The organism is Aeromonas sp. Y318-3 (assembly GCF_027706185.1).
In the GTDB taxonomy this organism is placed as follows: Bacteria; Pseudomonadota; Gammaproteobacteria; order Enterobacterales; family Aeromonadaceae; genus Aeromonas; species Aeromonas veronii.
In genome coordinates, this window is record NZ_JAPDCN010000002.1 from 338,332 (window position 1) to 359,982 (window position 21,651).

Sequence of the window (21,651 nt, forward strand, 5' to 3'; positions counted from 1 at the left end):
CGTATTATTAATTTTTTCACGTGGCTCACAGATTCAAGATGTGGCAGCATTTTTTTCTTACCCCATGCTGGGCTTTATTACTGCCACTATCTGCAGTGACTGAGGAGTACAGATGTTCAAGAAACCGGTAGCGGTTGAACTTGAGGCCATCAATCAGGAAGGTGAGATACAAGTGGTGCGTGACAGCGGTCTGACCGTTCAAGGCTACAGCGTTTACTTGCGAGTCGAAGAGAGCAACGGCTGTGCCTTGGCAACCTGTGTGGCAGACTACGACACCATCGGCCCTGCCTACGAACTGGCGGAGCGGTTGAGTCAGGCGCTGGCCATCCCGCTCATTGTGATGACTCCAGAAGCATTAATGCCAGTGAAGAGTTAGCCAAACGCGACAACAGCAGCCATTGCAACGCCCAACTGAACACCCCTTAAAAATTACATCATCATTTGCGCTCTCTTTGCGCGCCACGACACACATGGGCTTCCCCTTGCCGGGTATGATGGGGTTGCCCGCCGTGGCGGCAACAGTTGGATGCTTGCGGGCATATGTCGGTCACATCAGCCAGATCACCACCAGGAGGTAACCATGATCAGCCATATCGACCATCTGGTATTGACGGTCAGTGATATCGAACGGGCCGTGGCGTTTTACAGTTCGGTGCTCAATATGGAGGCCATCACCTTCAGTGCGGGGCGCCGGGCGGTAGGGTTTGGCAACCAGAAGATCAATCTGCAACTGCTTGGGCAGGAGCCGCGCAACCGGGCGCAGGTTGGGTCGGGGGATGTCTGCCTTATCACCCGCTGGCCACTGGAGCAGGTGATGGCCCAGCTTGCCTGCCACGGGGTGGAGATTGTCGAGGGGCCGGTGACCAAAAGCGGTGCCTGCGGGCCGATAGAATCCATCTACTTCCTCGACCCTGACCAGAATCTGATAGAAGTGAGCATCTACCCCTGACAGGGTTGGCGCGGCGCCTGACTGTGCAACATCTATCAGAATCACTCTACTTCCTCGACCCGGATCAGAATCTGATAGAAGTGAGCATCTATCCCTGAGCCCACCAAGCCATCACTCCCATCGCCATGAGCAACAGAAAGGGGCCGTCAATTGACGGCCCCTTTCTTGTATCGCTATCGCGCCAAGCACCGTCGGCCGCTCTGGCAGAGACGCCCTAGAAAGGCGAGCTGCTCTCATCGCTCTCCTGTAAAAACTGCTCCAGCTCGGCCTGATAGGCCGCATCAGGTTGACCACTGCTGGCAGGGGTTACGGCGGCAGGCCGGGCGACGGGAGGGGCGGTGAGGGTCTCCATCACCCGCTGCTGCAGATAGGGGTAGAAAGGGTTGGAAGAGGTGCGGGTGAGGGCGCCGGGGTTGACGATCAGCACACCGCGCTCGCCGCGCAGGGCCAGACCGCCGAGATTGATGCCATATTGCTCCCGCTGCTCCGGGTGCGCCGCCATGCCATAGAGGGGGTCGTCCATCGGGAAGGGGAGCGCCACGTGGGAGAGGGAGTAGATCTCCTTGGGATAATCGATACCCAGCGGGTGAACTTGCTCAGGCTGGTCGGCGCTGGCCAGCGTTCTGGCCTGCGTCGCGGGGGAGGCGGGTTCCACATTGCCCACCACGGTGAGGCGATAGTGCTGGGGGGCGTTTGGCAGCAAGCGGTGTAGCGCCAGTTCGGAGGCCGAGCTCATCAGCGGGCCAAACAGGGTGCTGCGGTTGATATCTAACAGCACCAGTTCGCTGCCGTTGGCCGGCAGGTAGTGGTAGAGATCGGCAATGATGGAGCGGGTGCTGACGGTGTAGTCCATCACCGACTGGAAGGTGAGGGCGGGGGGAAACGCCGCCAGCTTGCCACTGGCGGCCAGCTGGCGCACCTGCTGCTGGATGGCGTGGGTCAGGCGATAGGACTGGCGCGCCCCGTTGACCGGGAACGAGTTGTACTTGAACGGGTTGAACTCCGGCATGGTGTCGAGCCAGGCGGCGTTGGCAAAGGCGGGCAGCAGGGCAGGCACGGCCTTGAGCCCGGCGAAGCGGGCAAAGCGGGTCACCCCGATCATCGGGGAGATCAGCACCAGCCGATCCGGTTTTGCCAGCGCACCGCTCGGGTCGGCCAGCGCATCGAGCGCATATTTCACCGCCAGCGCGCCGCCGTTGGAAAAGCCCACCAGATGCAGCGGCCGCTTGCCCGGCGCCAGCAATCTGGCCTCCCGCACCGCCAATCGGGTAGCGGCCAGCCAGGTCTCCCAATCCACATCCACGAGGCCAGCGGGCACGGTGCCGTGGCCGGGGATCCGCAGCCCCAGCGCAATAAAGCCCTGCTGCTGATAACGTCTGGCCAGATGGCGCAGGCTATAGGGGGAGTCGGTCAGGCCGTGCAGCAGCACCGCCACCCCTTTGACTTCCCCCTCGGGGCGCAGCAGGTAGGAGCGGTTCCAGTTCTGCGGAAAGCGGGCGGGGTTGATGGGGGAGTCCTGATAGTAGCGATTGCTGGCCAGTTGCTGTGCTGGCGGCGTCTTGGCGACCACCTCGCTGGCCACCAGCTCGAACAGCTCTGCTTCGCGGGTCAGATAGGCTTGCCAGTCGCTGCTATCGAGCTCATCGACACTGAGTTCGGGGGGCACCACTGTGTGCCACAGCTGCAGCGGCGCTGCCTGCCAGGCGAAGTAGGCGATCACCGCCCATGCAGTCAGCAACAGCAGCAACAGGGTCAGCAGAGCACGGCGAACAAGGCGGCGAGTGTGAGCCAGCATGGTGCAATCCTTGGCGATAGGGGGGGCCGCCTTTGGGCGGGTGAGTTTGGCGCAGCATCCAAGGCGCTGCCAACCGGCTTAAAGCCTAATGGAAACAAGGTGATATGTATAGTTGATGGCATTCGGCTGCGCTGGCTGTGGGCACCAGATCCCGCCGTTGGCATCAGGCTGGCCATTCAAAGGTTGCATCGCGGGCCATCTGGCGGCGTGAACTTGTTCGCGGATGCCCGCTTGGGCGCTGCGGCCCTGCAACTATCCGCCCCTGAACGGGGGCAATTATGCTACTGTAGCGGCGTTTTTTGATGGATAAGCTGGCATTGGCCTTTTTTGAAGATGGAATGGTATGCAGAACTTTGACGTAGTGAATTGGCTGATGCAGCAGACAGCCTCCCCGGCACAGCCGATGGCACAACCGGGCGTGGCCCAGATCCTGTGGCAGGTGACTCATGCTGGCTAACGAATCCATGCGCCTGAACAAATACATCAGCGAGAGCGGCATCTGCTCGCGCCGCGAGGCCGACCGCTTTATCGAGCAGGGCCACGTCTTTATCAACGGCAAGCGGGCCGGGATTGGCGATCAGGTGCAGGTTGGCGATCTGGTCAAGGTAAACGGTCAGGTGATCGAGCCGCGCGAGGCAGACAGTCTGGTGCTGATCGCCCTCAACAAGCCGGTGGGCATCGTCAGTACCACAGAGGCGGGCGAGAAGGACAACATCGTCGATTTCGTCAACCACAGCACCCGGGTATTCCCCATCGGGCGGCTCGACAAGGATTCGCAGGGACTGATTTTCCTCACCAACCACGGCGATCTGGTCAACAAGATCCTGCGGGCGGGCAACGATCACGAGAAAGAGTATCTGGTGACCGTCGACAAGCCGGTGACCGACGAGTTTGTGCGCGGCATGGCGGCCGGGGTGCCGATCCTCGGTACTGTGACCAAGAAGTGCAAGGTGAAGAAAGAGGCGCCGTTCGTCTTTCGCATCACGCTAGTGCAGGGACTGAACCGCCAGATCCGCCGGATGTGCGAGCACTTCGGTTTTGAAGTGACCAAGCTGGAGCGCATCCGCATCATGAATGTCAGCCTCAAGGGGCTGCCGGTGGGCGAGTGGCGCGATCTCACCGACGACGAGCTGATCGATCTGTTCAAGCTGATTGAGGACTCCTCTTCCGAGGTGAAACCGGCCAAAGGCGACAAGCCCAAGGCGGCCAAGGCCCCTGCGGTGCAAAGCGCCAAACCGGGGCAGGGCAAGAAGCCGCGCCGCGATGATGATCACGAGATTGGCGGGCGTCCCAATGTGCCGGGCCCGGAAGCCTTCGAGAAGAAGCTGCCGGTGGGCAAGGGTGGTGCGGGCAAAGGTGCTGCCAACAAGGGCGGCGCTGGCAAGGGCAGTGCAGGCAAAGGAGCACCCAAGGGTGGCAAACCGGCCGCAGGCAAGCCGCGCACCGCTAACACCGGGCGGCAGAAGAAGGGGCGCTGAGTTGCACCCCTGAGTGACGTCAGCCGCCAGTCATCTCCAACACACCGGCCTCAGGCCGGTGTGTTGCTTTGGGCCGCAGAGCTGGTTGGGAGGGGGGCCGAAAGGGTTGGCTCGCTGGCGGTCGTTAACCCCATGACACGAGGATAGTGGCGCGGGTCGAGGCGCAGCACCAGCAGGCTCATCAGCAGCAAGCCCCCCAGTTGCCACTGCCAGGCGGCCGCAAAGTCGCCCACATAGTGATAGAGCCGCGCCGCCACCCAGGGGCCGGTGGCGGCCAGCATAAAACCGAATCCCTGCATCAGGGCGCTCAGGGTGCCCGCGCGGCGCGGGTCTGGCAGGTGATCGAGCGCAATCACCATGATGAGCGAAAAACTGCCGCCAAGACCGGCGCCGCACAGCATGCACCAGAGAATGGGGGCGCTGGCTGGCGCCAGCCAGAGGCCGCCGAATCCCGCCAGTTGCATGGCGATGGCAAGGCCCATCCACGGCCGCCGATCCAGACTGCGCGCCGCCAGCAGCGGCAGGCCGAGGCCGCTGGCGGTCTGCGCCAGTGCCAGCCAGGCGACCAGCTCGCCCGCCTGTGCGGCGCTCCACCCTTGCGCCATATAGGCGGGGGCCAGCCAGGCCACTACGATGCCGTAACCGCTGTTGATGATGCCAAAGCAGACGATCAGCAACCAGCTGCGTGGCAGGGTGATCAGCCGCTGTTCGCCATCGGGAATGGCGACCGCGGCGGCCCGTGGCAGACGCACTTGCCACACCAGCCAGACGAGGGCCAGCAGCACCGGCAGGCTCCACAGCGCCAGCGCCCGCGACCAGTCGAGGCTCGTCGCCAGCCTTGGGGTGAGACTGGCCCCCAGCGCCCCGCCCCCCATCATGCAGGCGGAGAAGATCCCCATCACCAGCGGCACCTTGCGGGCGAAGGCCTGCTTGATAAGGGCGGGCAGCACCCCCTGCACCAGTGCCGAGCCCAATCCACACAGCGCCGCGCTGGCGATCAGCAGGGCGCCGCTTTGGGCATCGAAGCGCATGGCGCTGCCAATGCCGAGCAGCAGCAGGGCCGCCCCCAATAGTTGGCACGCACTGGCGCGCCGCCGCAGGCTGGGGGTGAGCAGCACACCGACCCCGATGAGCCACAGTGGCAACAGGGTAAGCCAGGCTAGGGTGTTCATCCCCAGCGCCAGACGCTGATCAATGGCTTGGGCCAGCGGGCCGATGGCGGTAAGAAAGGGGCGCAGGTTAAGGCCAGTCAGGATCACCAGCACCAGCAGGGCGGTCTGGCCTGCGGGATGATCCGCATTTTGTTGATTCATCGGGTGCAGTTTCCGGTTCTGAGAGAGACATGGGGCATTGGGGACACGGAGTCATCGGGGCTGAACATGGCAGATCACCGTCAAAGGAAGCAAAAACGCCAGCCTAGCGGGCTCGAAAGTCATTTGGAAATTAAATGATAGAATGAGTTTCAGTGATTTTGTAAATGGAGTGCCCCATGCTGGATCCCCTGTTACTGCGCAGTTTTGTCGCCATTATCGACACCGGCAGCTTTACCCGCGCCGGTGAACGGGTCCATCTGACCCAATCCACCATCAGCCAGCAGATCCGCCGCCTTGAGCAGCAGCTCGGCTGCCCGCTGCTCGATCGTGCTGGCCGTCAGGTGGTGGCGACGGCGGAGGGGGAAAAATTACTGGGGCTGGCCCGCCGCATTCTGGCGCTACTGGCGCAGGCTGAGGAGCAGGTGAGCGAGGGGAGCATATCGCTCAGCCTCGGGGTGCCGGAGGATTTTGCCGCAGGCGCCATCACCCCTGTGCTGGCCGCCTTTGCCCGCGACTACCCCGAGGTGCGGCTGGAGGTGCAAAGTGGCCTGAGCCACGAGATCTGGCAGCGCTTCGAGGCGGGGGAGCTGGATCTGGCGCTGGTCAAGCAGACTCGGGGAAAGGGTTCGCCCCTTGCCAGTTGGCGCGAGCCGCTGGTGTGGGTCGACAGTCGCGACTGGCCCGCACGGGAACGGGATCCGCTGCCGCTGGTGGTGTTCCCGAGCGAAGGGCTCTATCGGCGGCAGATGACCGAGGCGCTCGATGGCCTCGGTCGGCGTTGGCGTATCGCCTATGTCAGCGCCAGCCTCGCCAGCTTGCAGGGGGCGGTGAGTGCGGGTATTGGCGTGAGCTTGCTACCCAAACGGCTGATGCCCGCCGATCAGCTGGCCCTGACCCAGTGGCCTAGGGTGGCGCCGGTGGAGCTGGCCCTCCATGCCGGGGGAAGCGGGGGCGAGCCGCTCACCCGCTTGAGCGCGGCCCTGATAGCCCTCTGTGACGAGGTGATGGGGCCGCAGTAATTTGCGGTATGGGGAAAAGTTGAAGTCTGAAAAAGCGCAACAAAGTGTGAGGGCCGATCAGTGATCCTTCCCCTCCGCCAGCTTGCGCTCGTAATCCTGTTTCACAATGGCCAGTGCCGCCAGCACCAGTTCGGGGGCCAGCTGGTTGGTCTCCAGCAGTTCAATCAGATCCACCGCGAGTTTCACCTCGGGCGGGGCAGTTTCCAGTGACATGGGCAGGGTTCCGGTTGCGGGAAGAGGGGGGATTATACAGGGGCGCCGCCGTTGGCCGAAAGCGCCCGCTCTGTCGGGCTGTGAGGCATGAAGGTCAGAGGTGCTGACGCATCTCCTTGTCGATCTCCTCGCGCAGGGCAATCAGCTTTTTGGCGTACTGCTGCAACTGCAGATCGCTCTCGCTCACCGGCTGCCACTGGGGCACCGGGGTCGGTTTGCCCTGCTCATCCATCGCCACAAAGATGATGATGCAGTGGGTAGTCTTGTGGCGCTCGGTGTCGGTGGGGTGGCGGCTGTAGACATCCACCGCCAGATGCATGCTGGTGGTGCCGGTGTGGATCACCTGAGCGTGAACCTCTACCAGCTGGCCAATCTGGATGGGGCGCAAAAAGCGGATCCCCCCCACATAGACGGTCACCGCATAGCCGCCGCACCAGCCAGCGGCGCAGGCATAGCCCGCTTGATCGATCCACTTCATCACCATGCCGCCGTGTACCTTGCCGCCGAAATTGACGTCGGAGGGTTCGGCCAGAAATTGCAGGGTCAGTTCGCGATTTGGCACAGTTACATCCTTATTGCCTGAAGGGTTTCCCTGAGCTTTGCCCCATCGGCCTGCCCGGTCAAGGGTTCATCCCCGATTCAGGGGGGCGGGGTCACTATCTTGCTCTATCGACGGGAACATAGCCGCAGGAGTGACACCATGAAACAGATGCTGGAACAGTTGCTGGGGGCTGGCAAAGGCTGGCTCAACGAAGGCGGAGACAAGCGCAAGGGGCAGATGCAGGGGGCGCTGGCCGGTGGTGCGCTCGGTCTGTTGCTGGGCAATAAAAAAGTGCGCAAATATGGCGGTAAGGCCGCTGCCGTGGGGGGCGCTGCGGCCCTTGGCGGGCTGGCCTACAAGCTCTATCAGGATTGGCAGGCCCAGCAGGCGGCTCCGGCCCAGCCCACCCATCCCATCAGTGGGCTGGAAGGCAATGCGCTGGATGCCCGTGCGGCCCTCTTGGTGCGCGCCATGGTGGCTGCGGCCCGGGCCGATGGCCATATCGACGGTGCCGAGCGCCAGAAAATTCAGGAGTACCTGACCGAACAGGGCCAGAGCGATGTCGCCCGCTGGATTGACGCCGAGCTGGCCCGCCCCCTCGATCCCCACGCGCTGGCGCGGGAAGTGACCGACATGGAGCTGGCCACCGAGGTCTATCTTGCCTCCCTGCTTGCCATCGAGGTGGATCACTTTATGGAGCGCGGTTATCTCGACGAACTGGCGCGCGCCCTCAAGCTCGATGACAACCTCAAGGGAAGCATCGAGCGGCAGGTGGCCCAACTTAACGCCCCCGCCTGATACCCCTCACCGCCATGGATTGCCGATAACGCCCCGCTCAAGGGGCGTTGTTGTTTCTGCTGCCCGCCAAAAGATAGGGATGAGGCTATTTGGATTGCGGGACACAGCCCCTAAGATGGCGCAGGACCATCACCATTTTTGCAAGGAGCAACCGTTGGAGATACGCAAGGCAAGCGAACTGGATATAGACGCCATTGTCGAGCTGAACCGGCAGATAGGAGAGATCCACCATCAGCACTATCCCGAAGTGTTCTGCCCCCCTTCGCCAGAGGAGCGGGCATTTTTGCTGAGCGCCATCGGCGCGGAAGGGCGTCTGTTCTGCGTTGCCGAGCAGGATGGCAGGGTGGTGGGCTTTTTGACGGCGCGGATCGACATCAATGAGAGCGTGCCGTTTCTCAGCAAGCTGCCTATCTGCCGGATCGGCTCCGTGGTGGTGGATGAGCAGCACCGTTCTCGCGGGATTGGCAAGGCGCTGATCGCCCATTGCGACCAGTGGGCCAAGGCCCGTGATGCTCAGCAAATCCGGCTGGAGGTGATGGCCTTCAACGAGCGTGCCCAAGCGCTCTACGAGGCGCTGGGCTTCAAGGTGCAGTCGCAGATCATGGCCAGATAACCAGTTTCTGATGGCGAGCCAAGGCGCGTCACTCCCCAACTACACAGGCCCGTTACGGGCCTTTGTTCGTTTCGTCAGCGGCTCTTTGCCTCGTTACTTTTCCCCGAGTTGCGCGGCAATCAGCGCCGCCAGTCGGGTGAGGGCCTGCTCCAGCTGTTCGCTCCAGGGATGGGAGCTATTGAGGCGCAAGCAGTGGTTGTGTTGCCCCTGACTGGAGAAGAGCGCGCCGGGGGCCACTGAAAAACCGCTGCCCAGAGCCTTGGTGTGCAGGGCGCGGCTGTCGAAATGGGCAGGCAGCGCCAGCCAGAGAAAGTAGCCGCCATCGGGGGAGGAGATCCGCACCTCGTCCGGAAGCAAGCGCCGCAGGGCCGCCCGCATCTGCTGCTGGCGCTGGGCCAGGGTGTGGCGCAGGCGGCGAAAGTGGGCATCGACTCCGCCCTGGCGCAGCATCTCGGCCAGCGCCAGCTGGCTCGGCACATTGGTGGAGAGGGTGGACATCAGCTGCAGCCGCTGCACCCGCTCGGCATGGGGCCCCGCCACTACCCAGCCGACCCGAAAGCCCGGCGCCAGACACTTGGAAAAGGAGCTGCAGAGCAGGCTGTCGCCACGCTGATCCCAGTGGCGGATCGGCTTGGGGCGCTCGCGGCCGAAGTAGACCTCGGCATAGACGTCATCCTCCACCAGCGGCACCCCGTGGCTGTTGAGCAGCGCCATCAGCTGCGCTTTGTGACCATCCGGCATGGTGTGGCCCAGCGGGTGCTGCACATTGCCCATCAACCAGCACGCCTTGACCGGAATACGGGTGAGGGCGTCAGCCAGCAGGTCGAGGTCGATGCCCACCCCCGGAATAACCGGGATCTCCACCGCCTTGAGTTTCAGTCGCTCGATGGCCTGCAGGGCGCCATAGAAGGTGGGGGACTCCACCACCACCCAGTCACCGGGCTCGGTTAGCACCTGCAGGCTTAGGGAGAGCGCCTCCATGGCGCCGGTGGTGATGATGATCTCCTGCGGATTGACCGCCACCCCGTCACTGGCGTAGCGCTGGGCGATGGCGCGGCGCAGCGCTTCGTTGCCGGGGGGCAGGTCGGCCACCGTGCTGAAGGGATCGAGCTTGCGCATGCAGCTGGCCAGGGCCCGCCCGAGCTGGGGATGGGGGAACAGGGTCGGGTCTGCTACCGACATGCCAAGGGGCACCAGATCCCGCGATTTGCTCGCCTGCAACACCTCGAACACCAGATCGTTGATATCCACCGAGCCGCTGTAGTGGGTCTGGCTCGGCGTGTGCTGCACGACCTGTGGTGAGGCGGCTTTGACGTAGTAGCCGGACTGGGGGCGGGCGAGGATCCGCCCCTGACTTTCGAGCAGTTGATAGGCCTGCAACACCGTCATGGGGCTGAGCCCGTGGGTCTTGCAGCTCTGGCGAATGGAGGGGATGCGCTCCCCCGGTTGCCAGATACCATCGTCAATCTGGCTTTGCAGGCGGTCGGCCAACTGCTGGTAAAGGGACATGATCTGGATCAACTGTTATAGGTGTAATTCAATATAACTGCATCTGTTATAGGTGTCATGCTCCGTGATGTACTTGTCACGCACGAAACGTGCAAGGCAAATACAACAAAAGAGAGTGACGCATGATCAATCCGGATGACGTGGTCAGCCTGTCTCGCCTGCAATTTGGCGCCACGGCCCTGTTCCACTTCCTGTTTGTGCCCCTCACGCTGGGGCTGTCCTGGATCCTGGTGATCGCCGAGTCGGCTTATGTGATGACCGGCAAGGTGATCTATCAGGACATCACCCGCTTCTGGGGCAAACTGTTTGGCATCAACTTCGTCATGGGGGTCACCACGGGGATCACCATGGAGTTTCAGTTCGGCACCAACTGGGCTTACTACTCCCACTATGTGGGGGACATCTTCGGTACCCCGCTGGCCATCGAGGGGCTGATGGCCTTCTTCCTCGAATCGACCCTGGTGGGGCTCTTCTTCTTCGGCTGGGACAAGCTCTCCCGCGGCAAGCACCTGCTGGTGACCATGCTGGTGGCGCTCGGCTCCAATCTCTCGGCGCTCTGGATCCTGATCGGCAACGGCTGGATGCAAAACCCGGTGGGGGCCGAGTTCAACCTGTTGACCCAGCGCATGGAGCTGGTGGATATCGCCGCCGTGCTCTTTAACCCGGTGGCGCAGGTGAAGTTCGTTCACACCGTTGCGGCGGGCTATGTGGCCGCCTCCATGTTCGTGATGGGGGTGAGCAGCTGGTATCTGCTGCGCAAGACGGAAGTGCAGTTTGCCCTGCGCTCCTTCGCCATTGCCTCCGGCTTCGGGTTGGCGGCCATCCTCTCGGTCATAGTGCTCGGGGATGAGTCGGGCTATCGCACCGGCGAGGTGCAGAAGGTCAAGCTCGCCGCCATCGAGGCGGAGTGGGAGACCGAGCCAGCGCCAGCCTCCTTTACCCTGTTCGGCTTCCCGGATCAGCAGGGAGAGACCACCCACGCCGCCATCAAGATCCCATATCTGATGGGGATCATCGCCACCCGCTCCATCGACGAGGCGGTGACCGGCCTCAAGGATATCAAGGTGCAGAACGAGGCGCGCATTCGTAGCGGCATGGTGGCGGCCGAGGCTCTCGAGCAGATCCGGCAAGGCGATGATACCCCGGCCAACCGCGCCCGCTTCGAGCAGCACGGCAAGGATCTCGGCTACGGCATGCTGCTCACCCCCTATGCCAGCAATATCGCCAAGGCCGGTGAGGCGGAGATTGCCAAAGCGGTCGATGACTCCATCCCGCCAGTGGCACCACTGTTCTGGGGCTTTCGGGTGATGGTGGGGCTTGGCGTCACCATGCTGGGGCTGATGGTGGTGAGCTTTGTCCAGCTCTGCCGCAACCGGCTGCAAGACTCGCCACGGCTGCTCAAGACCCTGCTCTGGAGCATTCCGCTGCCCTGGATTGCCATCGAGGCGGGCTGGCTGGTGGCCGAGCTTGGCCGTCAACCCTGGACCATCAGCGATGTGCTGCCGGTCTCGGCCTCGGTCTCTTTGCTTCAGCCGGGCCAACTCTGGTTCAGCCTGATTGCTATCTGTTCCATCTACACCCTGTTGCTGGTGGTGGAGCTGTTCCTGTTGCGCCATGTGATCCGCAAGGGGCCCGCCATTCTCCATACCGGCCGCTACAGCGGTGAACAACCCGAACTTGCGAGGATCGCCTGATGGATTACGCAACCCTGAAACTCATCTGGTGGGCGCTGGTGCTCTTCATGATGGTCGGTTTTATCGTGATGGATGGCTTCGATCTCGGCATCGCCATGTTGCTGCCGGTGGTGTCGAAAGATGACGACGACCGCCGTCTGGTGATCAACAGCGTGGGGCCGGTGTGGGAGGGCAATCAGGTGTGGCTGATTGCCGGTGCCGGTGCCCTGTTCGCCGCCTGGCCGCTGGTTTATGCCGCCGCCTTCTCGGGGCTCTACATCCCCATGGTGGTGCTGCTGCTCGGGCTCTTTCTGCGTCCGGTCGGTTTTGACTATCGCAGCAAGCTGGCCGAGCCGGTGTGGCGCCGCTGGTGGGATCGGGCGCTGGTGGCCGGTGGCCTGATACCGGCGCTCATCCTCGGTGCGGCGATCGGTCTGGTGATGGAGGGGCTGCCGTTTCGCTTCGACACGGCGCTGCGCCTGCACTACGGCGCGTTCGACTTCCACTGGGGCTGGCTGCTCTCGGTGCTGGCCACTGCCATCAGCCTGTTGCTGCTGCACGGCGCCGGTTTTCTGCAAGCCAAGGTGACCGGCACCCCTGCACTGCGTGCACGGGGGATTGCCATCCTGCTGGCCCCGCTGGTGAGCCTCTGCTATCTGCTGGCCGGCTGGCATCTGGTGGATCTGCAAGGGTTTCAGCTGACCGGTGTCGGCACACAACCCTTTGACCCGAATGCTGCCATCAGCCCGCTGATGAAGGGGGTGATCCCCCACGCCGGAGGCTGGCTGCGCAACTACTTTGACTATCCGCTGCTGTGGCTGGTGCCGATCATCGGGACGCTGGCGCCGCTGGTGAGCGGGATTGCCTCCTGGCTGGAGCGGGGCCGAATTGCGCTGCTGGCCAGCGCCATTGCCTGTGCCGCCATGCTCTGCTCGGTAGCCATCGCCCTGTTCCCCTTCGTGCTGCCTTCATCCCTCGATGCGGTCAGCAGCCTGACCCTGTGGGACAGCACCTCCAGCTACAAGACCCTGGCCATCATGTTCGGCCTCGTGCTGGTGCTGATGCCGATCAACCTGGGCTACACCGGCTGGGTCTATCGAGTGGTGCGCGGCAAGCTCGACCGTGCCCGCATCAAGCGCGACAGCCATCAACTCTACTGACCTCAAGGGATCTGCTATGTGGTACTTCACCTGGATTTTGGGCCTCGGATTCGCCCTGCTGCTGGGCCTGTGCAACCTGCTCTGGCTGGAAGCGCGCTGGCAGGCGGACGAACGGGACGGTAACTGACGGCGGGGCTCGCGCCCCGCCACGGCCGGTGGCTGGCGTTCATACGTCGCCATCGGCCCCTCTCTCCCCCTCTTTAAACGACACACACGACACACTTTCAACTGACAACCAACCGACAGGTAATTGTGATGAAACAGAGATTGAAAGCGGTGGCGCTGGCCATCGGGTGCGCGCTCACCGTCGCCCCGGCCTGTGCCGAACCGGTACAACTGACGCCACTGGATAAAACCTTCACCCTGCAGGTGCTCGGCAGTGGTGGCCCCATCTCCGACGATCTGCGCGCCTCCTCCAGCGAGGTGATCTGGTGGAAGGGGAAATCCCGCATCCTGATCGATGCCGGTGGCGGCGTCTACCTGCGCTTCGGCCAGGCGGGGGCCAAGCTCGAAGAGGTCGATTTTATCGGCATCACCCACTTCCACACCGACCATGTGACCGACCTGCCCGCCCTGCTCAAGGGGGCCTACTTCTTCGAGCGCAGCGATCCGCTGGATCTGGCGGGGCCAGAGGCCGGCTCGGCCTTCCCCAGCATGAGCGGCTACTTTGATGCCCTCTTCAACAAAGACAAGGGCGCTTATGCCTACCTGAGCGGTTTCAAGGATGGCACCGATGGCCTCTTCCCCATCACCCTCCATGATGTGCCCTACCAGAGCCCGCAGCCTCACACCGTCTATCAGCAGGATGGGCTGACCATCACCGCACTCGGCATCCCTCACGGTGACGTGCCCTGTCTGGCCTATCGCATCGAGAGCGCCGAGGGGACCATCGTTATCTCGGCGGATCAGAACGGCAGCAACCCGGCCTTTGTGCCGTTTGCCAAGGGGGCTGACATTCTGGTGATGCCGCTCGCCATCCACGAAGGGGCCGACCCCGTCTCAGCCTCGCTTCACGCCAAGCCATCTGTGGTGGCCAAGATTGCCGCCGAGGTGAATCCCAAGCTGCTGGTGCTCAACCACTGGATGGGGGTTGGCCTCAATCACAAGAAAGAGGCGATGGCCATCGTCAAACAGCAGTTCCACGGTCAGATCGTGGCCGCCCGCGATCTCTCCAGCTATCCCGTTTCATCCGTCAAGGAGTCCGCTCATGAGTAACTCAAGCAGCAACAAAACCACCGGCAAACTGACCCTCTCCATCGCCATGACCAGCCTGATTGCCCTGACCCCGGGGCTGGCGCTGGCGGCCACCCCGAGCGATACGCCGGTCAAGGCCGCCCCCAGCGAACAGCACGGCGGCAAGTGTGCGGCGGGCAAGTGCGGCACCGAGAAGCGCTTTGAAAAGCAAGCCCTCGACAGTGATCCGCAGGGGCGGCTGGTACGCGCCCGCGATGGCAAGTGTGGCGTGGCGGGCGAGGGGATTGATGGTGACAGCTCCAGCAAGGGCAGCAAGATGACGGAGGGGGTATGCGGCCAATAAGCTCCCGCAGTCGGGGGATCGGGCTGCGTCAGGAGCATCTGGATGCGCTCTGCGCTGGCACCGTCCGCCCCGGCATCGACTTTCTCGAGCTGGCGCCGGAGAACTGGATGGCCATCGGCGGCGCCAAGCGGGCGCAGCTGCATCAGCTGGTCGAGCGTTACCCGCTGGTGGCCCACGGCCTCAGCCTCTCCCTTGGCGATTGCCAGCCCCTCAATCGCACCCTGCTCAGCCAGATCCGCACCTTTCTGGATGAGTTCGGCATCGAGATCTACAGCGAGCACCTGAGCTTTTCCCGCGACCAACAGGGTTATCTCTACGAACTGCTACCGGTGCCGCGCCAGTGGGAGAACATCCCCTATCTGGTAGAGCGGATCGCGCAGGTGCAGGAGGCGCTGGCCCGCCCGCTGGTGCTGGAAAATATCTCCTACTACCACGGCTATGACCACGAGATGCCGGAGGAGGATTTTCTCGCCGAGCTGGTGGCGCGCAGCGGCTGCGAGCTGCTGCTCGATATTAACAACGTCTTTGTGAACAGCCGCAACCACGGTTACTGCCCCAAGCGGATGATTGCCGGGCTGCCGGGCAATGCGATCCGCTATTTCCATATCGCCGGTCATCTGGAAGAGGCGGACGGCACTTTATTGGATACCCATGGCAAACCGGTGTGCGAGGAGGTGGTGGCGCTGGCCCGTTATACGGTGCAGACCCATGGCCTGCGCCCCCTGCTGCTGGAGCGGGATCACCATTTGCCACCGCTGGCAGAGCTGGAGGCCGAGCTGGCGCGGGTGCACGGCGCCTGTTGCGAGGCGATCGACCATCAGGTGCGGGAGGTACGCTATGGATAGACGGTTATCACTGATCACTGCGCCCAAAACGGCGCCGCAGCGAATGCAGCAGCAGACCGCCTGGCTGGCGAGCCGGGTGCGGCTGCCACAGGATGGCATCGCCAGCCACTATGCCCGCAGCGTGCGCGCCAATGTGGAGTCGGTGCTGGAGAGTGCTTTTCCGCTCACCCACGCTCACTGGGCGCCGGTGGACAGGTGGCAGCTGGTGGAGGGGTTTGTCATCGCGCACGGCGCCGAGGCTCCCGAGTTTCACCATATCGCCACCGAGTTTGTCCGCTATGTGCAGCATCGCCATGGCGAGGGCACCCTCAACTGGCCCAGGCAGCGGCTGGCGCTGCTGGAGTACGAGTGGGCCTGCCTCTGTGTCGAGATTGATGAAGGGGTGGTGCCGCAAGTGTTGCCGGGGGAGGAGGTAACGGCGGAGAGTTCGTTTACGCTCAATCCCACCCTGCAACTGCTTGAGCTCCCCTTTGCCATTCGTCGCAGCGGCGTGGTGCCGACCCGGCAGGGCAGCCACTTCTATGGCCTGTTTCGCAGCCCGGATCATCAGGTGGTGACCCAGCGCTTGCGCGAATGGGATGTGGCCCTGATCCAGCTGCTGCAACAGCAGCCGGGGAGCACCCAAGCCGCGTTCCAGCAACAGGTGCAACAGGTTCGCAGTGATTTTGATCTGAGCGAGTGGGCGCGCCATTTTTACCGGCTGGGTCTGCTGACCTTGTCCGTTGGCGAGCGCCAGCCTGGCACTCCCTTGCCCCCATTTAGCAAACACCAAGGAGAATTCCCATGAACAACACCCTTATCCAGTGGTACGAGCGGGCGGTAGCCCAGTGCAAGCGGCTCGATTTTCTGGCCCTGCTGGCCATTCGTCTCTATCTCATTCCGGTCATCTATGTGGGGGCCCACTCCAAGGTGATGGGCTTTGCCGGCACCGTTGCCTGGTTTGGTGCGCCAGTCTCAGAAGGGGGGCTCAACCTGCCGTTCCCGACCCTGCTCGCCTTTCTGGCGGCGGGCACCGAGGTGCTGGGCTGCATCTGCATTGCCCTTGGCCTCTTTACCCGCATCATGGCCATTCCCACCATCTTCCTGATGAGCGTGGCGAGCGCCATGGTGCACTGGAAGCACGGCTGGGATGCCATCGCCACCGGCAGCATGGAGGCCACCTTGCGCCTCAACGGCTTTATCGAGTGGCTGGCCGCCAACTTCCCCGGTCGCTACAACTACATCACTGAGCTGGGTGATCCCGTGATGCTCAACAACGGGATGGAGTTTGCCGCCACCTACTTCGTGATGCTGCTGGTGCTGCTGGTTTACGGCGGGGGCCGCTATGTCAGCCTCGACTACTGGCTCAAGCGGGCGGTGACCGGCAAAGCAGGCGTGCAACAGACGGCATAAGGCTTGCCCACGGATAACAAAAACCATAACGACAGAGCGTGAAAAATAGCGAGCGGCCGGGGGCCGCTCGCTGTTTTTGTGCTGTGTGGGGTGGGCGTGTCAGCTGCGTCAGCTGTTACTGGTAGCGGCCAACCGCGATGGGGGACTCCTGCTCAATCTGGCCAAGGCGTTTGGCCCACTGGGCGAGCCAGGCTTCCCGCTCTTCTTGCGAGACCCGCACCGGGGCATAACAGATATGGGGGCGCAGCACGTCGAAGCCGACAAATTGCAGGATCCCGCGCTGGATGGGACGCAGCACCCCGTCGATATCGCCGTTGAAGCCGTCGGGCAGATAGGTCTCGGCGGGGCCGCCGGTGGTGAGGCTCAGCAACGCCCGCTTGCCGCGAAACTTGCCGCTCTCGTAGATATGGCCCTGACCATAGACCCGCCCCATGGCAAAGACCCGATCCACCCACCCCTTGAGAATAGCGGGCAGGCCAAACCACCAGAGCGGAAACTGGAAGATCAGCAGATCGGCCGTCTCCAGCTTTTGCATCTCCTGCTCCAGCTGCGGGGCAAAGCTGCCCTGCTCGGTGGCAGCCAGCTCTTCGAGTTGCAGCTTGAGAAAATCGGGATCGCTGGCTGCAGTGAAGTTGCGCCGATCCGAGACGGGATCAAAGCCCATGGCATAGAGATCGCTGGTCATCACTGTGTGGCCCGCCTGCTCCAGCGCCCTGATGGCGTGGCAGAAGAGGGCACCGTTGAAACTTTTCGGTTCGGGATGGGCATAGACGATAAGCACCTTCATAACAGACTCCGTGGCAAATGATGCGAGGGTGACAGGCTTGGTTGCTGAAAAAGTCACTGAAACAGTTGCTGAAATAGTTGCCGGGTTGACGCTGTGTCACAGCATAGAAGCCTGCCGCGCCGATTGCAGCAGGCGCCACGCCCTTGCGTGACGCCTGCTGGCGCAGCTTATGTCTGACAGGCAGCGAGCCGGAGGGCTTCGCGGCGCTCGCTGACATGGGTCAACCCGTAGGCCAGCAGCACGATAAGGGCGCCGATCCAGGGGGTGTGCATCAGGCCGAGGTGCTCAACCACCAAGCCACCAACCACAGATCCCAGCGCAATGCCGACGTTGAAGGCGGCAATATTGAGGCCCGATGCCACATCCACCGCCTTGGGGGTGTGCAGCGCGGCCTGCTTCACCACCAGTACCTGCAGACCCGGCACGTTGCCGAAGGCAAAGGCGCCCCACACCAGCACGGTGAGCACGGCCAGCACCGGATGGGGGGCGGTGAAGGTGAGGGCCAGCAGCACCAGCGCCAGACCGGCAAACAGCAGTTTCAGTGCGGGCAATGGGCCCATCTTGTCGGCCAGCTTGCCGCCCCAGATATTGCCGACGGCAACCGATACCCCGTACACCAGCAGGATCAGGCTCACCGCACCGGCGCTAAAGCCGCTCACCTGCTGCAGGATGGGGGCGAGGAAGGTGAAGGCCGTGAAGGCGCCGCCATAACCAAGGGCGGTTTTGGCGTAGACCAGCAGCAGCGGCTTTTTGGTCAGTACCGAGAGCTGTTCGCGGATGGTTGAGGCTGCCCCTTTGGGCAGGTTGCTCGGGATCAGCAGCAGGCTACCCACCATGGCGACGAGGCCGAGCAGGCTCACCACCAGAAAGGTTTCACGCCAGCCAAAGACCTGACCAATCCAGGTGCCGAGCGGTACGCCGGTTACCAGCGCCACGGTAAGGCCGCTGAACATGATGGCGATGGCGCTCGCCGCCTTCTCTTTGGCCACAAGACCCGTAGCGATGGTGCTGCCCACCGAGAAGAAGACCCCGTGCGCCAATCCGGTCAGGATGCGGGCCACGATCAGGCTCTCGTAACCCGGTGCCTGCCAGGCCAGCAGGTTGCCGGCGGTAAAGAGCGCCATCAGCCCTACCAGCAGCCACTTGCGTGGCACCTTGCCGGTCAGCGCCGTGAGCACGGGGGCGCCGATGGCTACCCCAAGGGCATAGAGGCTGACCAGCAGGCCCGCCGAGGGGAGCGAGACATTGAGCTGCTGGGCTATGGTAGGGATGAGCCCCACGATCACAAATTCGGTGGTGCCGATCGCAAAGGCACTTAAGGTAAGGGCAAATAACGCCAGTGGCATAACAACTCCTTGGTTAGGGACTCCCGACGGGAGAATGGCGCCAGTATGCCGATGGGTTTTGTTGGCAAAAATGACGGTGACATCAAATTACTTTTGCCAAATCAGCAGCAATAGCGCTGAGTGGGAGGGGATTGTGTTGCCCGCGGCGTGAGCGCAACGCAGTGATCTGCCTCGCAGAACGGGATGAACGCTGCTCCTTTTCTGAGCTTGCTTAAGCTCCAGTACAAGCTGGCAGCCATAGGATTTTTCCTGTGAAACCCGTGTGTGTTGAACCCATGCGCGCCGGTGTTGTGATGGCCGTGCGTTTTCATCGACAGGCAATATCCAGCTGACAGGTAACATGATGACATTGAATCGACTCTCCTCTCTTTTGCTGCTGTGCGGCGCCTTTGCGGTACAGGCCGGCCAGAGCGATCCCCTCTCTGCCTGGAATGACACGGCAGCCAAGCAGGCGATCACCCGCTGGGTGACTAATGCCACCGATCAGCAGCAGCCCACTTTTATTCCGCCAGAGAAGCGCCATGTGGTGTTTGACAATGACGGCACCCTCTGGCCGGAAGCGCCCATGACCTATCAGCTGCAGTTTGCGATGGACGAGATCAAGCGCCTGGCGCCGGAACACCCGGAGTGGAAGGCCGACCCCATCGTCGCGGCAGTGCTGAACAATGACCTCAAGGCCGTGGCCAAATCGGGGGAGAAGGGGCTCGCCAAGCTGGTGGGACTGACCCACAGCGGCATGACCACCACCGAGTTTGCCGAGCGGGTTAGCCGTTGGGTCAACAGCAGCAAGGATCCCCGTTTTGGCTGCCACTACGATCAGCTCGGTTATCTGCCGATGAAGCAGCTGCTGGGGTATCTGCGGGATAATGGCTTCCAGACCTGGATTGTCTCTGGCGGTGGCGTCGATTTTATGCGGGTGATGTCCGAGCAGATGTATGGCATCCCACCCCAGCAGGTGATTGGCTCCTTTACCCTCGGCGAGTTTGCCCTGACCGGGGAGGGCAGCGAGATCCGCAAGACCATGAACGGCGCCTATTTCGATGACAGCAAGGCGAAACCGGCCGCCATTCACCTCTTTATGGGACAGCGTCCGGTCGGCGCCTTTGGTAACAGCGATGGCGACGTGCCCATGCTGCAATACACCTCGACCAACCCGGATTACCACACCTTCGGCCTGCTGGTGCACCACACCGATGCCAAGCGCGAATACGCCTACGACAGTCATCCGCCAGCCAGCGGCAAGCTGATCGACGGGCTGGCACAGGCAAAAGCGCGGGGCTGGGTGGTGGTCGATATGAAATCAGACTGGAATCAGGTGTTCGATCCCGCCCTTTGCCAGAACGCGCCCTGATTGCGGGGCTGTATCTGGTATCAATATGGCGACTGGACGTTCAGCAAGCGCTGCAAAGCGTGAGGCAAGAAAAGAGACAGGGAGAGCATGATGCTCTCCCTGTTTAATTTGGCTTGCTGGCGAGCCAGCCTTTCTTTCGCGTTAGTCTCACGCCTTTCGCGTCAGTCCCATGCAGGGGCAAAGTCGGGATTGGCGCAGCGCTCGCCCCGATCCAGCGTGGCGATGGCGGCCATCTCCTCGCAGCTCAAAGTGATATCGAGAGCGGCCAGATTGGCAGCCTGATTCTCCCGCTTGGTGGAGCTCGGGATCACTGTCATGCCCTGCGCCAGCAGCCAGGCCAGCGACACCTGCGCCGCCGATACCCCGTGGCGCTTGCCAATCTCCATCAGCAGCGGCTCGCTCAGCACCTTGCCATAGGCGAGCGGCATATAGGCGGTGACGGCGATACCCTGGGCTTTGCAGAACTCGACCACCTTGCGGTTTTGCAGCAGGGGATGAACCTCGATCTGCTGGTGAGCGATGGCCCCCGGCCCCAAAATCTCGATAGCCTGTTTGAGCTGGGCCACGGTGAAGTTGGAGACCCCGATCTCGCGGGTCAGGCCTTGTGCTTTGGCCTCGGCCAGCTGCTCCAGATAGACCGCCATCGGCACCTCATCCTTGGGGGAGGGCCAGTGGATCAGCGCCAGATCCAGATAGTCGGTGCCCAGTTTTTCGAGGCTCACCTCAAGGCTCGGGATCAGCTTGCCCGGGCCAAACTCGCTGGTCCACACCTTGGTGGTCAGGTAGATCTCGTGACGGGCAACAGTGCTGCGGGTCAGCACGTCGCCGACCTCGGCTTCGTTGTCATAGATCTGGGCGGTATCGATATGGCGATAGCCCAGCTCCAGACCGTTGGTCAGGGTGGCAAGCAGCGGCTCGCCCTTCAGGCGAAAGGTGCCCAGACCCATGGGTGGCATATTGATCATCTCGTTCCTCAATGGGGTGGTGGTTGGCCCTTGATGGGCTGAACAGAAACAGGCTCTAGGGCCAGTCAGGTGCCCAGCGGCTGATAGCGGCGAATGGTGCTGCTGGCAAACCAGGGCTCGGCCTTGGCGACAAATTCGGTAAAGTGGGGCTGACCCTGATGGGCGGTGAGGGCGGCTTCGCTCTCCCATACCTCGTAGAGCATCCAGCTGTTTGGATTGTCCAAGTCCTGATGCAGCTGATAGCGCTGGCAGCCCGCCTCTTGCAAGGTGGCCGCAATCAGCGACTCAAGGGCGGCGCGAAACTGGGCGGCGAATTCGGGTTTGGCTTCAAGCTGGGCAATCACAATCACGGGTGATGACATCTGAA

The 21,651-nt window shown here is 62.5% G+C and carries 24 protein-coding genes; 15 read left to right on the forward strand and 9 right to left on the reverse strand.

Going from position 1 to position 21,651, the window contains the following annotated elements:
• The first annotated feature begins 112 nt into the window (after window positions 1-112).
• Together OKB77_RS04030 and OKB77_RS04035 are read left to right on the forward strand one after the other, a co-directional pair.
• The gene (locus tag OKB77_RS04030; protein WP_042056561.1) at window positions 113-376 is read left to right on the forward strand and encodes a hypothetical protein; all 264 of its coding nucleotides are present in this window, start codon (window positions 113-115) and stop codon (window positions 374-376) included.
• A 204-nt stretch (window positions 377-580) separates the two neighbouring features.
• Entirely contained in the window at window positions 581-949 is a 369-nt protein-coding gene (locus OKB77_RS04035) for a VOC family protein (RefSeq protein WP_193860805.1), read from the forward strand.
• A 214-nt stretch (window positions 950-1,163) separates the two neighbouring features.
• Here OKB77_RS04035 and OKB77_RS04040 read toward each other — a convergent pair whose 3' ends face one another.
• Window positions 1,164-2,744: an alpha/beta hydrolase gene (locus OKB77_RS04040; protein WP_270816959.1), complete on the reverse strand. Its 1,581-nt coding sequence runs from the start codon at window positions 2,742-2,744 to the stop codon at window positions 1,164-1,166.
• Between the two features lie 446 nt (window positions 2,745-3,190).
• Here OKB77_RS04040 and rluF point away from each other — a divergent pair, with 446 nt between their 5' ends.
• The gene (gene rluF / locus OKB77_RS04045; RefSeq protein ID WP_270816960.1) at window positions 3,191-4,222 is read left to right on the forward strand and encodes a 23S rRNA pseudouridine(2604) synthase RluF; all 1,032 of its coding nucleotides are present in this window, start codon (window positions 3,191-3,193) and stop codon (window positions 4,220-4,222) included.
• Between the two features lie 50 nt (window positions 4,223-4,272).
• Here the strand turns inward: rluF and OKB77_RS04050 are convergent, their stop codons facing one another.
• Window positions 4,273-5,535 carry a cyanate transporter gene (locus OKB77_RS04050; protein ID WP_270816961.1) on the reverse strand — a complete coding sequence of 421 codons (1,263 nt, stop codon included), beginning with the start codon at window positions 5,533-5,535 and terminating at the stop codon, window positions 4,273-4,275.
• Window positions 5,536-5,711: 176 nt separating this feature from the next.
• On the opposite strand from OKB77_RS04050, the gene OKB77_RS04055 reads away from it, so the two are divergent.
• Window positions 5,712-6,554, forward strand: a complete 843-nt coding sequence (locus tag OKB77_RS04055; protein ID WP_270816962.1) for a LysR family transcriptional regulator — start codon at window positions 5,712-5,714, stop codon at window positions 6,552-6,554.
• A gap of 57 nt (window positions 6,555-6,611) precedes the next feature.
• Here the strand turns inward: OKB77_RS04055 and rsmS are convergent, their stop codons facing one another.
• Window positions 6,612-6,767 (reverse strand): pleiotropic regulatory protein RsmS, encoded by a 156-nt coding sequence (rsmS, locus tag OKB77_RS04060; RefSeq protein WP_074042636.1) that lies wholly within the window; start codon window positions 6,765-6,767, stop codon window positions 6,612-6,614.
• Between the two features lie 94 nt (window positions 6,768-6,861).
• Window positions 6,862-7,329: an acyl-CoA thioesterase gene (locus OKB77_RS04065; RefSeq protein WP_021230653.1), complete on the reverse strand. Its 468-nt coding sequence runs from the start codon at window positions 7,327-7,329 to the stop codon at window positions 6,862-6,864.
• Window positions 7,330-7,467: 138 nt separating this feature from the next.
• Between OKB77_RS04065 and OKB77_RS04070 the strand changes: the two genes are divergently transcribed.
• Both OKB77_RS04070 and OKB77_RS04075 read left to right on the forward strand, forming a co-directional pair.
• A complete protein-coding gene (locus OKB77_RS04070) occupies window positions 7,468-8,106 on the forward strand; it encodes a tellurite resistance TerB family protein (protein ID WP_042656069.1) in 639 nt (212 codons plus the stop codon).
• Between the two features lie 154 nt (window positions 8,107-8,260).
• Entirely contained in the window at window positions 8,261-8,719 is a 459-nt protein-coding gene (locus OKB77_RS04075) for a GNAT family N-acetyltransferase (protein ID WP_270816963.1), read from the forward strand.
• A 93-nt stretch (window positions 8,720-8,812) separates the two neighbouring features.
• Here OKB77_RS04075 and OKB77_RS04080 read toward each other — a convergent pair whose 3' ends face one another.
• Complete coding sequence (locus tag OKB77_RS04080) at window positions 8,813-10,228, reverse strand: aminotransferase-like domain-containing protein (RefSeq protein WP_270816964.1); 1,416 nt, start codon at window positions 10,226-10,228, stop codon at window positions 8,813-8,815.
• A 122-nt stretch (window positions 10,229-10,350) separates the two neighbouring features.
• On the opposite strand from OKB77_RS04080, the gene OKB77_RS04085 reads away from it, so the two are divergent.
• From OKB77_RS04085 to OKB77_RS04120, 8 genes are all read left to right on the forward strand, one after another.
• Window positions 10,351-11,922 (forward strand): cytochrome ubiquinol oxidase subunit I, encoded by a 1,572-nt coding sequence (locus OKB77_RS04085; protein ID WP_270816965.1) that lies wholly within the window; start codon window positions 10,351-10,353, stop codon window positions 11,920-11,922.
• Window positions 11,922-13,061 carry a cytochrome d ubiquinol oxidase subunit II gene (gene cydB, locus OKB77_RS04090; RefSeq protein WP_270816966.1) on the forward strand — a complete coding sequence of 380 codons (1,140 nt, stop codon included), beginning with the start codon at window positions 11,922-11,924 and terminating at the stop codon, window positions 13,059-13,061. The genes OKB77_RS04085 and cydB overlap by 1 nt, the downstream gene beginning before the upstream one ends.
• A gap of 16 nt (window positions 13,062-13,077) precedes the next feature.
• Window positions 13,078-13,188, forward strand: a complete 111-nt coding sequence (gene cydX / locus OKB77_RS04095; RefSeq protein ID WP_005337572.1) for a cytochrome bd-I oxidase subunit CydX — start codon at window positions 13,078-13,080, stop codon at window positions 13,186-13,188.
• 128 nt (window positions 13,189-13,316) lie between these two features.
• Window positions 13,317-14,276: an MBL fold metallo-hydrolase gene (locus tag OKB77_RS04100; RefSeq protein ID WP_042081514.1), complete on the forward strand. Its 960-nt coding sequence runs from the start codon at window positions 13,317-13,319 to the stop codon at window positions 14,274-14,276.
• Complete coding sequence (locus tag OKB77_RS04105; protein ID WP_270816967.1) at window positions 14,269-14,598, forward strand: hypothetical protein; 330 nt, start codon at window positions 14,269-14,271, stop codon at window positions 14,596-14,598. Before OKB77_RS04100 ends, OKB77_RS04105 begins: the two co-directional genes overlap by 8 nt.
• Complete coding sequence (locus OKB77_RS04110; protein WP_270816968.1) at window positions 14,586-15,443, forward strand: DUF692 domain-containing protein; 858 nt, start codon at window positions 14,586-14,588, stop codon at window positions 15,441-15,443. Before OKB77_RS04105 ends, OKB77_RS04110 begins: the two co-directional genes overlap by 13 nt.
• Complete coding sequence (locus OKB77_RS04115; protein ID WP_270816969.1) at window positions 15,436-16,230, forward strand: HvfC/BufC family peptide modification chaperone; 795 nt, start codon at window positions 15,436-15,438, stop codon at window positions 16,228-16,230. Before OKB77_RS04110 ends, OKB77_RS04115 begins: the two co-directional genes overlap by 8 nt.
• Window positions 16,227-16,835, forward strand: coding sequence for an HvfX family Cu-binding RiPP maturation protein (locus tag OKB77_RS04120; RefSeq protein WP_201950474.1), 609 nt, complete (start codon window positions 16,227-16,229; stop codon window positions 16,833-16,835). Before OKB77_RS04115 ends, OKB77_RS04120 begins: the two co-directional genes overlap by 4 nt.
• 115 nt (window positions 16,836-16,950) lie before the next feature.
• On the opposite strand, the gene OKB77_RS04125 is transcribed toward OKB77_RS04120, so the two are convergent.
• Window positions 16,951-17,622, reverse strand: a complete 672-nt coding sequence (locus OKB77_RS04125) for an NAD(P)H-dependent oxidoreductase (protein WP_270816970.1) — start codon at window positions 17,620-17,622, stop codon at window positions 16,951-16,953.
• Window positions 17,623-17,789: 167 nt separating this feature from the next.
• Window positions 17,790-18,968: an MFS transporter gene (locus tag OKB77_RS04130; RefSeq protein ID WP_270816971.1), complete on the reverse strand. Its 1,179-nt coding sequence runs from the start codon at window positions 18,966-18,968 to the stop codon at window positions 17,790-17,792.
• Window positions 18,969-19,308: 340 nt separating this feature from the next.
• Here OKB77_RS04130 and OKB77_RS04135 point away from each other — a divergent pair, with 340 nt between their 5' ends.
• Complete coding sequence (locus OKB77_RS04135; RefSeq protein WP_270816972.1) at window positions 19,309-20,319, forward strand: HAD family hydrolase; 1,011 nt, start codon at window positions 19,309-19,311, stop codon at window positions 20,317-20,319.
• A 161-nt stretch (window positions 20,320-20,480) separates the two neighbouring features.
• Here the strand turns inward: OKB77_RS04135 and dkgB are convergent, their stop codons facing one another.
• A complete protein-coding gene (gene dkgB / locus OKB77_RS04140; protein ID WP_270816973.1) occupies window positions 20,481-21,284 on the reverse strand; it encodes a 2,5-didehydrogluconate reductase DkgB in 804 nt (267 codons plus the stop codon).
• Window positions 21,285-21,349: 65 nt separating this feature from the next.
• Window positions 21,350-21,646: a putative quinol monooxygenase gene (locus OKB77_RS04145; RefSeq protein WP_270816974.1), complete on the reverse strand. Its 297-nt coding sequence runs from the start codon at window positions 21,644-21,646 to the stop codon at window positions 21,350-21,352.
• Between the last annotated feature and the right edge of the window lie 5 nt (window positions 21,647-21,651).

Bases quoted from the DNA above. Each gene is read 5' to 3' on its own strand.
- OKB77_RS04030 (WP_042056561.1), top strand. From the start codon at position 113: ATGTTCAAGAAACCGGTAGCGGTTGAACTTGAGGCCATCAATCAGGAA.
- OKB77_RS04035 (WP_193860805.1), top strand. From the start codon at position 581: ATGATCAGCCATATCGACCATCTGGTATTGACGGTCAGTGATATCGAA.
- OKB77_RS04040 (WP_270816959.1), bottom strand. From the start codon at position 2,744: ATGCTGGCTCACACTCGCCGCCTTGTTCGCCGTGCTCTGCTGACCCTG.
- rluF (WP_270816960.1), top strand. From the start codon at position 3,191: ATGCTGGCTAACGAATCCATGCGCCTGAACAAATACATCAGCGAGAGC.
- OKB77_RS04050 (WP_270816961.1), bottom strand. From the start codon at position 5,535: ATGAATCAACAAAATGCGGATCATCCCGCAGGCCAGACCGCCCTGCTG.
- OKB77_RS04055 (WP_270816962.1), top strand. From the start codon at position 5,712: ATGCTGGATCCCCTGTTACTGCGCAGTTTTGTCGCCATTATCGACACC.
- rsmS (WP_074042636.1), bottom strand. From the start codon at position 6,767: ATGTCACTGGAAACTGCCCCGCCCGAGGTGAAACTCGCGGTGGATCTG.
- OKB77_RS04070 (WP_042656069.1), top strand. From the start codon at position 7,468: ATGAAACAGATGCTGGAACAGTTGCTGGGGGCTGGCAAAGGCTGGCTC.
- OKB77_RS04080 (WP_270816964.1), bottom strand. From the start codon at position 10,228: ATGTCCCTTTACCAGCAGTTGGCCGACCGCCTGCAAAGCCAGATTGAC.
- OKB77_RS04085 (WP_270816965.1), top strand. From the start codon at position 10,351: ATGATCAATCCGGATGACGTGGTCAGCCTGTCTCGCCTGCAATTTGGC.
- cydB (WP_270816966.1), top strand. From the start codon at position 11,922: ATGGATTACGCAACCCTGAAACTCATCTGGTGGGCGCTGGTGCTCTTC.
- cydX (WP_005337572.1), top strand. From the start codon at position 13,078: ATGTGGTACTTCACCTGGATTTTGGGCCTCGGATTCGCCCTGCTGCTG.
- OKB77_RS04100 (WP_042081514.1), top strand. From the start codon at position 13,317: ATGAAACAGAGATTGAAAGCGGTGGCGCTGGCCATCGGGTGCGCGCTC.
- OKB77_RS04105 (WP_270816967.1), top strand. From the start codon at position 14,269: ATGAGTAACTCAAGCAGCAACAAAACCACCGGCAAACTGACCCTCTCC.
- OKB77_RS04110 (WP_270816968.1), top strand. From the start codon at position 14,586: ATGCGGCCAATAAGCTCCCGCAGTCGGGGGATCGGGCTGCGTCAGGAG.
- OKB77_RS04115 (WP_270816969.1), top strand. From the start codon at position 15,436: ATGGATAGACGGTTATCACTGATCACTGCGCCCAAAACGGCGCCGCAG.
- OKB77_RS04120 (WP_201950474.1), top strand. From the start codon at position 16,227: ATGAACAACACCCTTATCCAGTGGTACGAGCGGGCGGTAGCCCAGTGC.
- OKB77_RS04125 (WP_270816970.1), bottom strand. From the start codon at position 17,622: ATGAAGGTGCTTATCGTCTATGCCCATCCCGAACCGAAAAGTTTCAAC.
- OKB77_RS04130 (WP_270816971.1), bottom strand. From the start codon at position 18,968: ATGCCACTGGCGTTATTTGCCCTTACCTTAAGTGCCTTTGCGATCGGC.
- OKB77_RS04135 (WP_270816972.1), top strand. From the start codon at position 19,309: ATGATGACATTGAATCGACTCTCCTCTCTTTTGCTGCTGTGCGGCGCC.
- dkgB (WP_270816973.1), bottom strand. From the start codon at position 21,284: ATGATCAATATGCCACCCATGGGTCTGGGCACCTTTCGCCTGAAGGGC.
- OKB77_RS04145 (WP_270816974.1), bottom strand. From the start codon at position 21,646: ATGTCATCACCCGTGATTGTGATTGCCCAGCTTGAAGCCAAACCCGAA.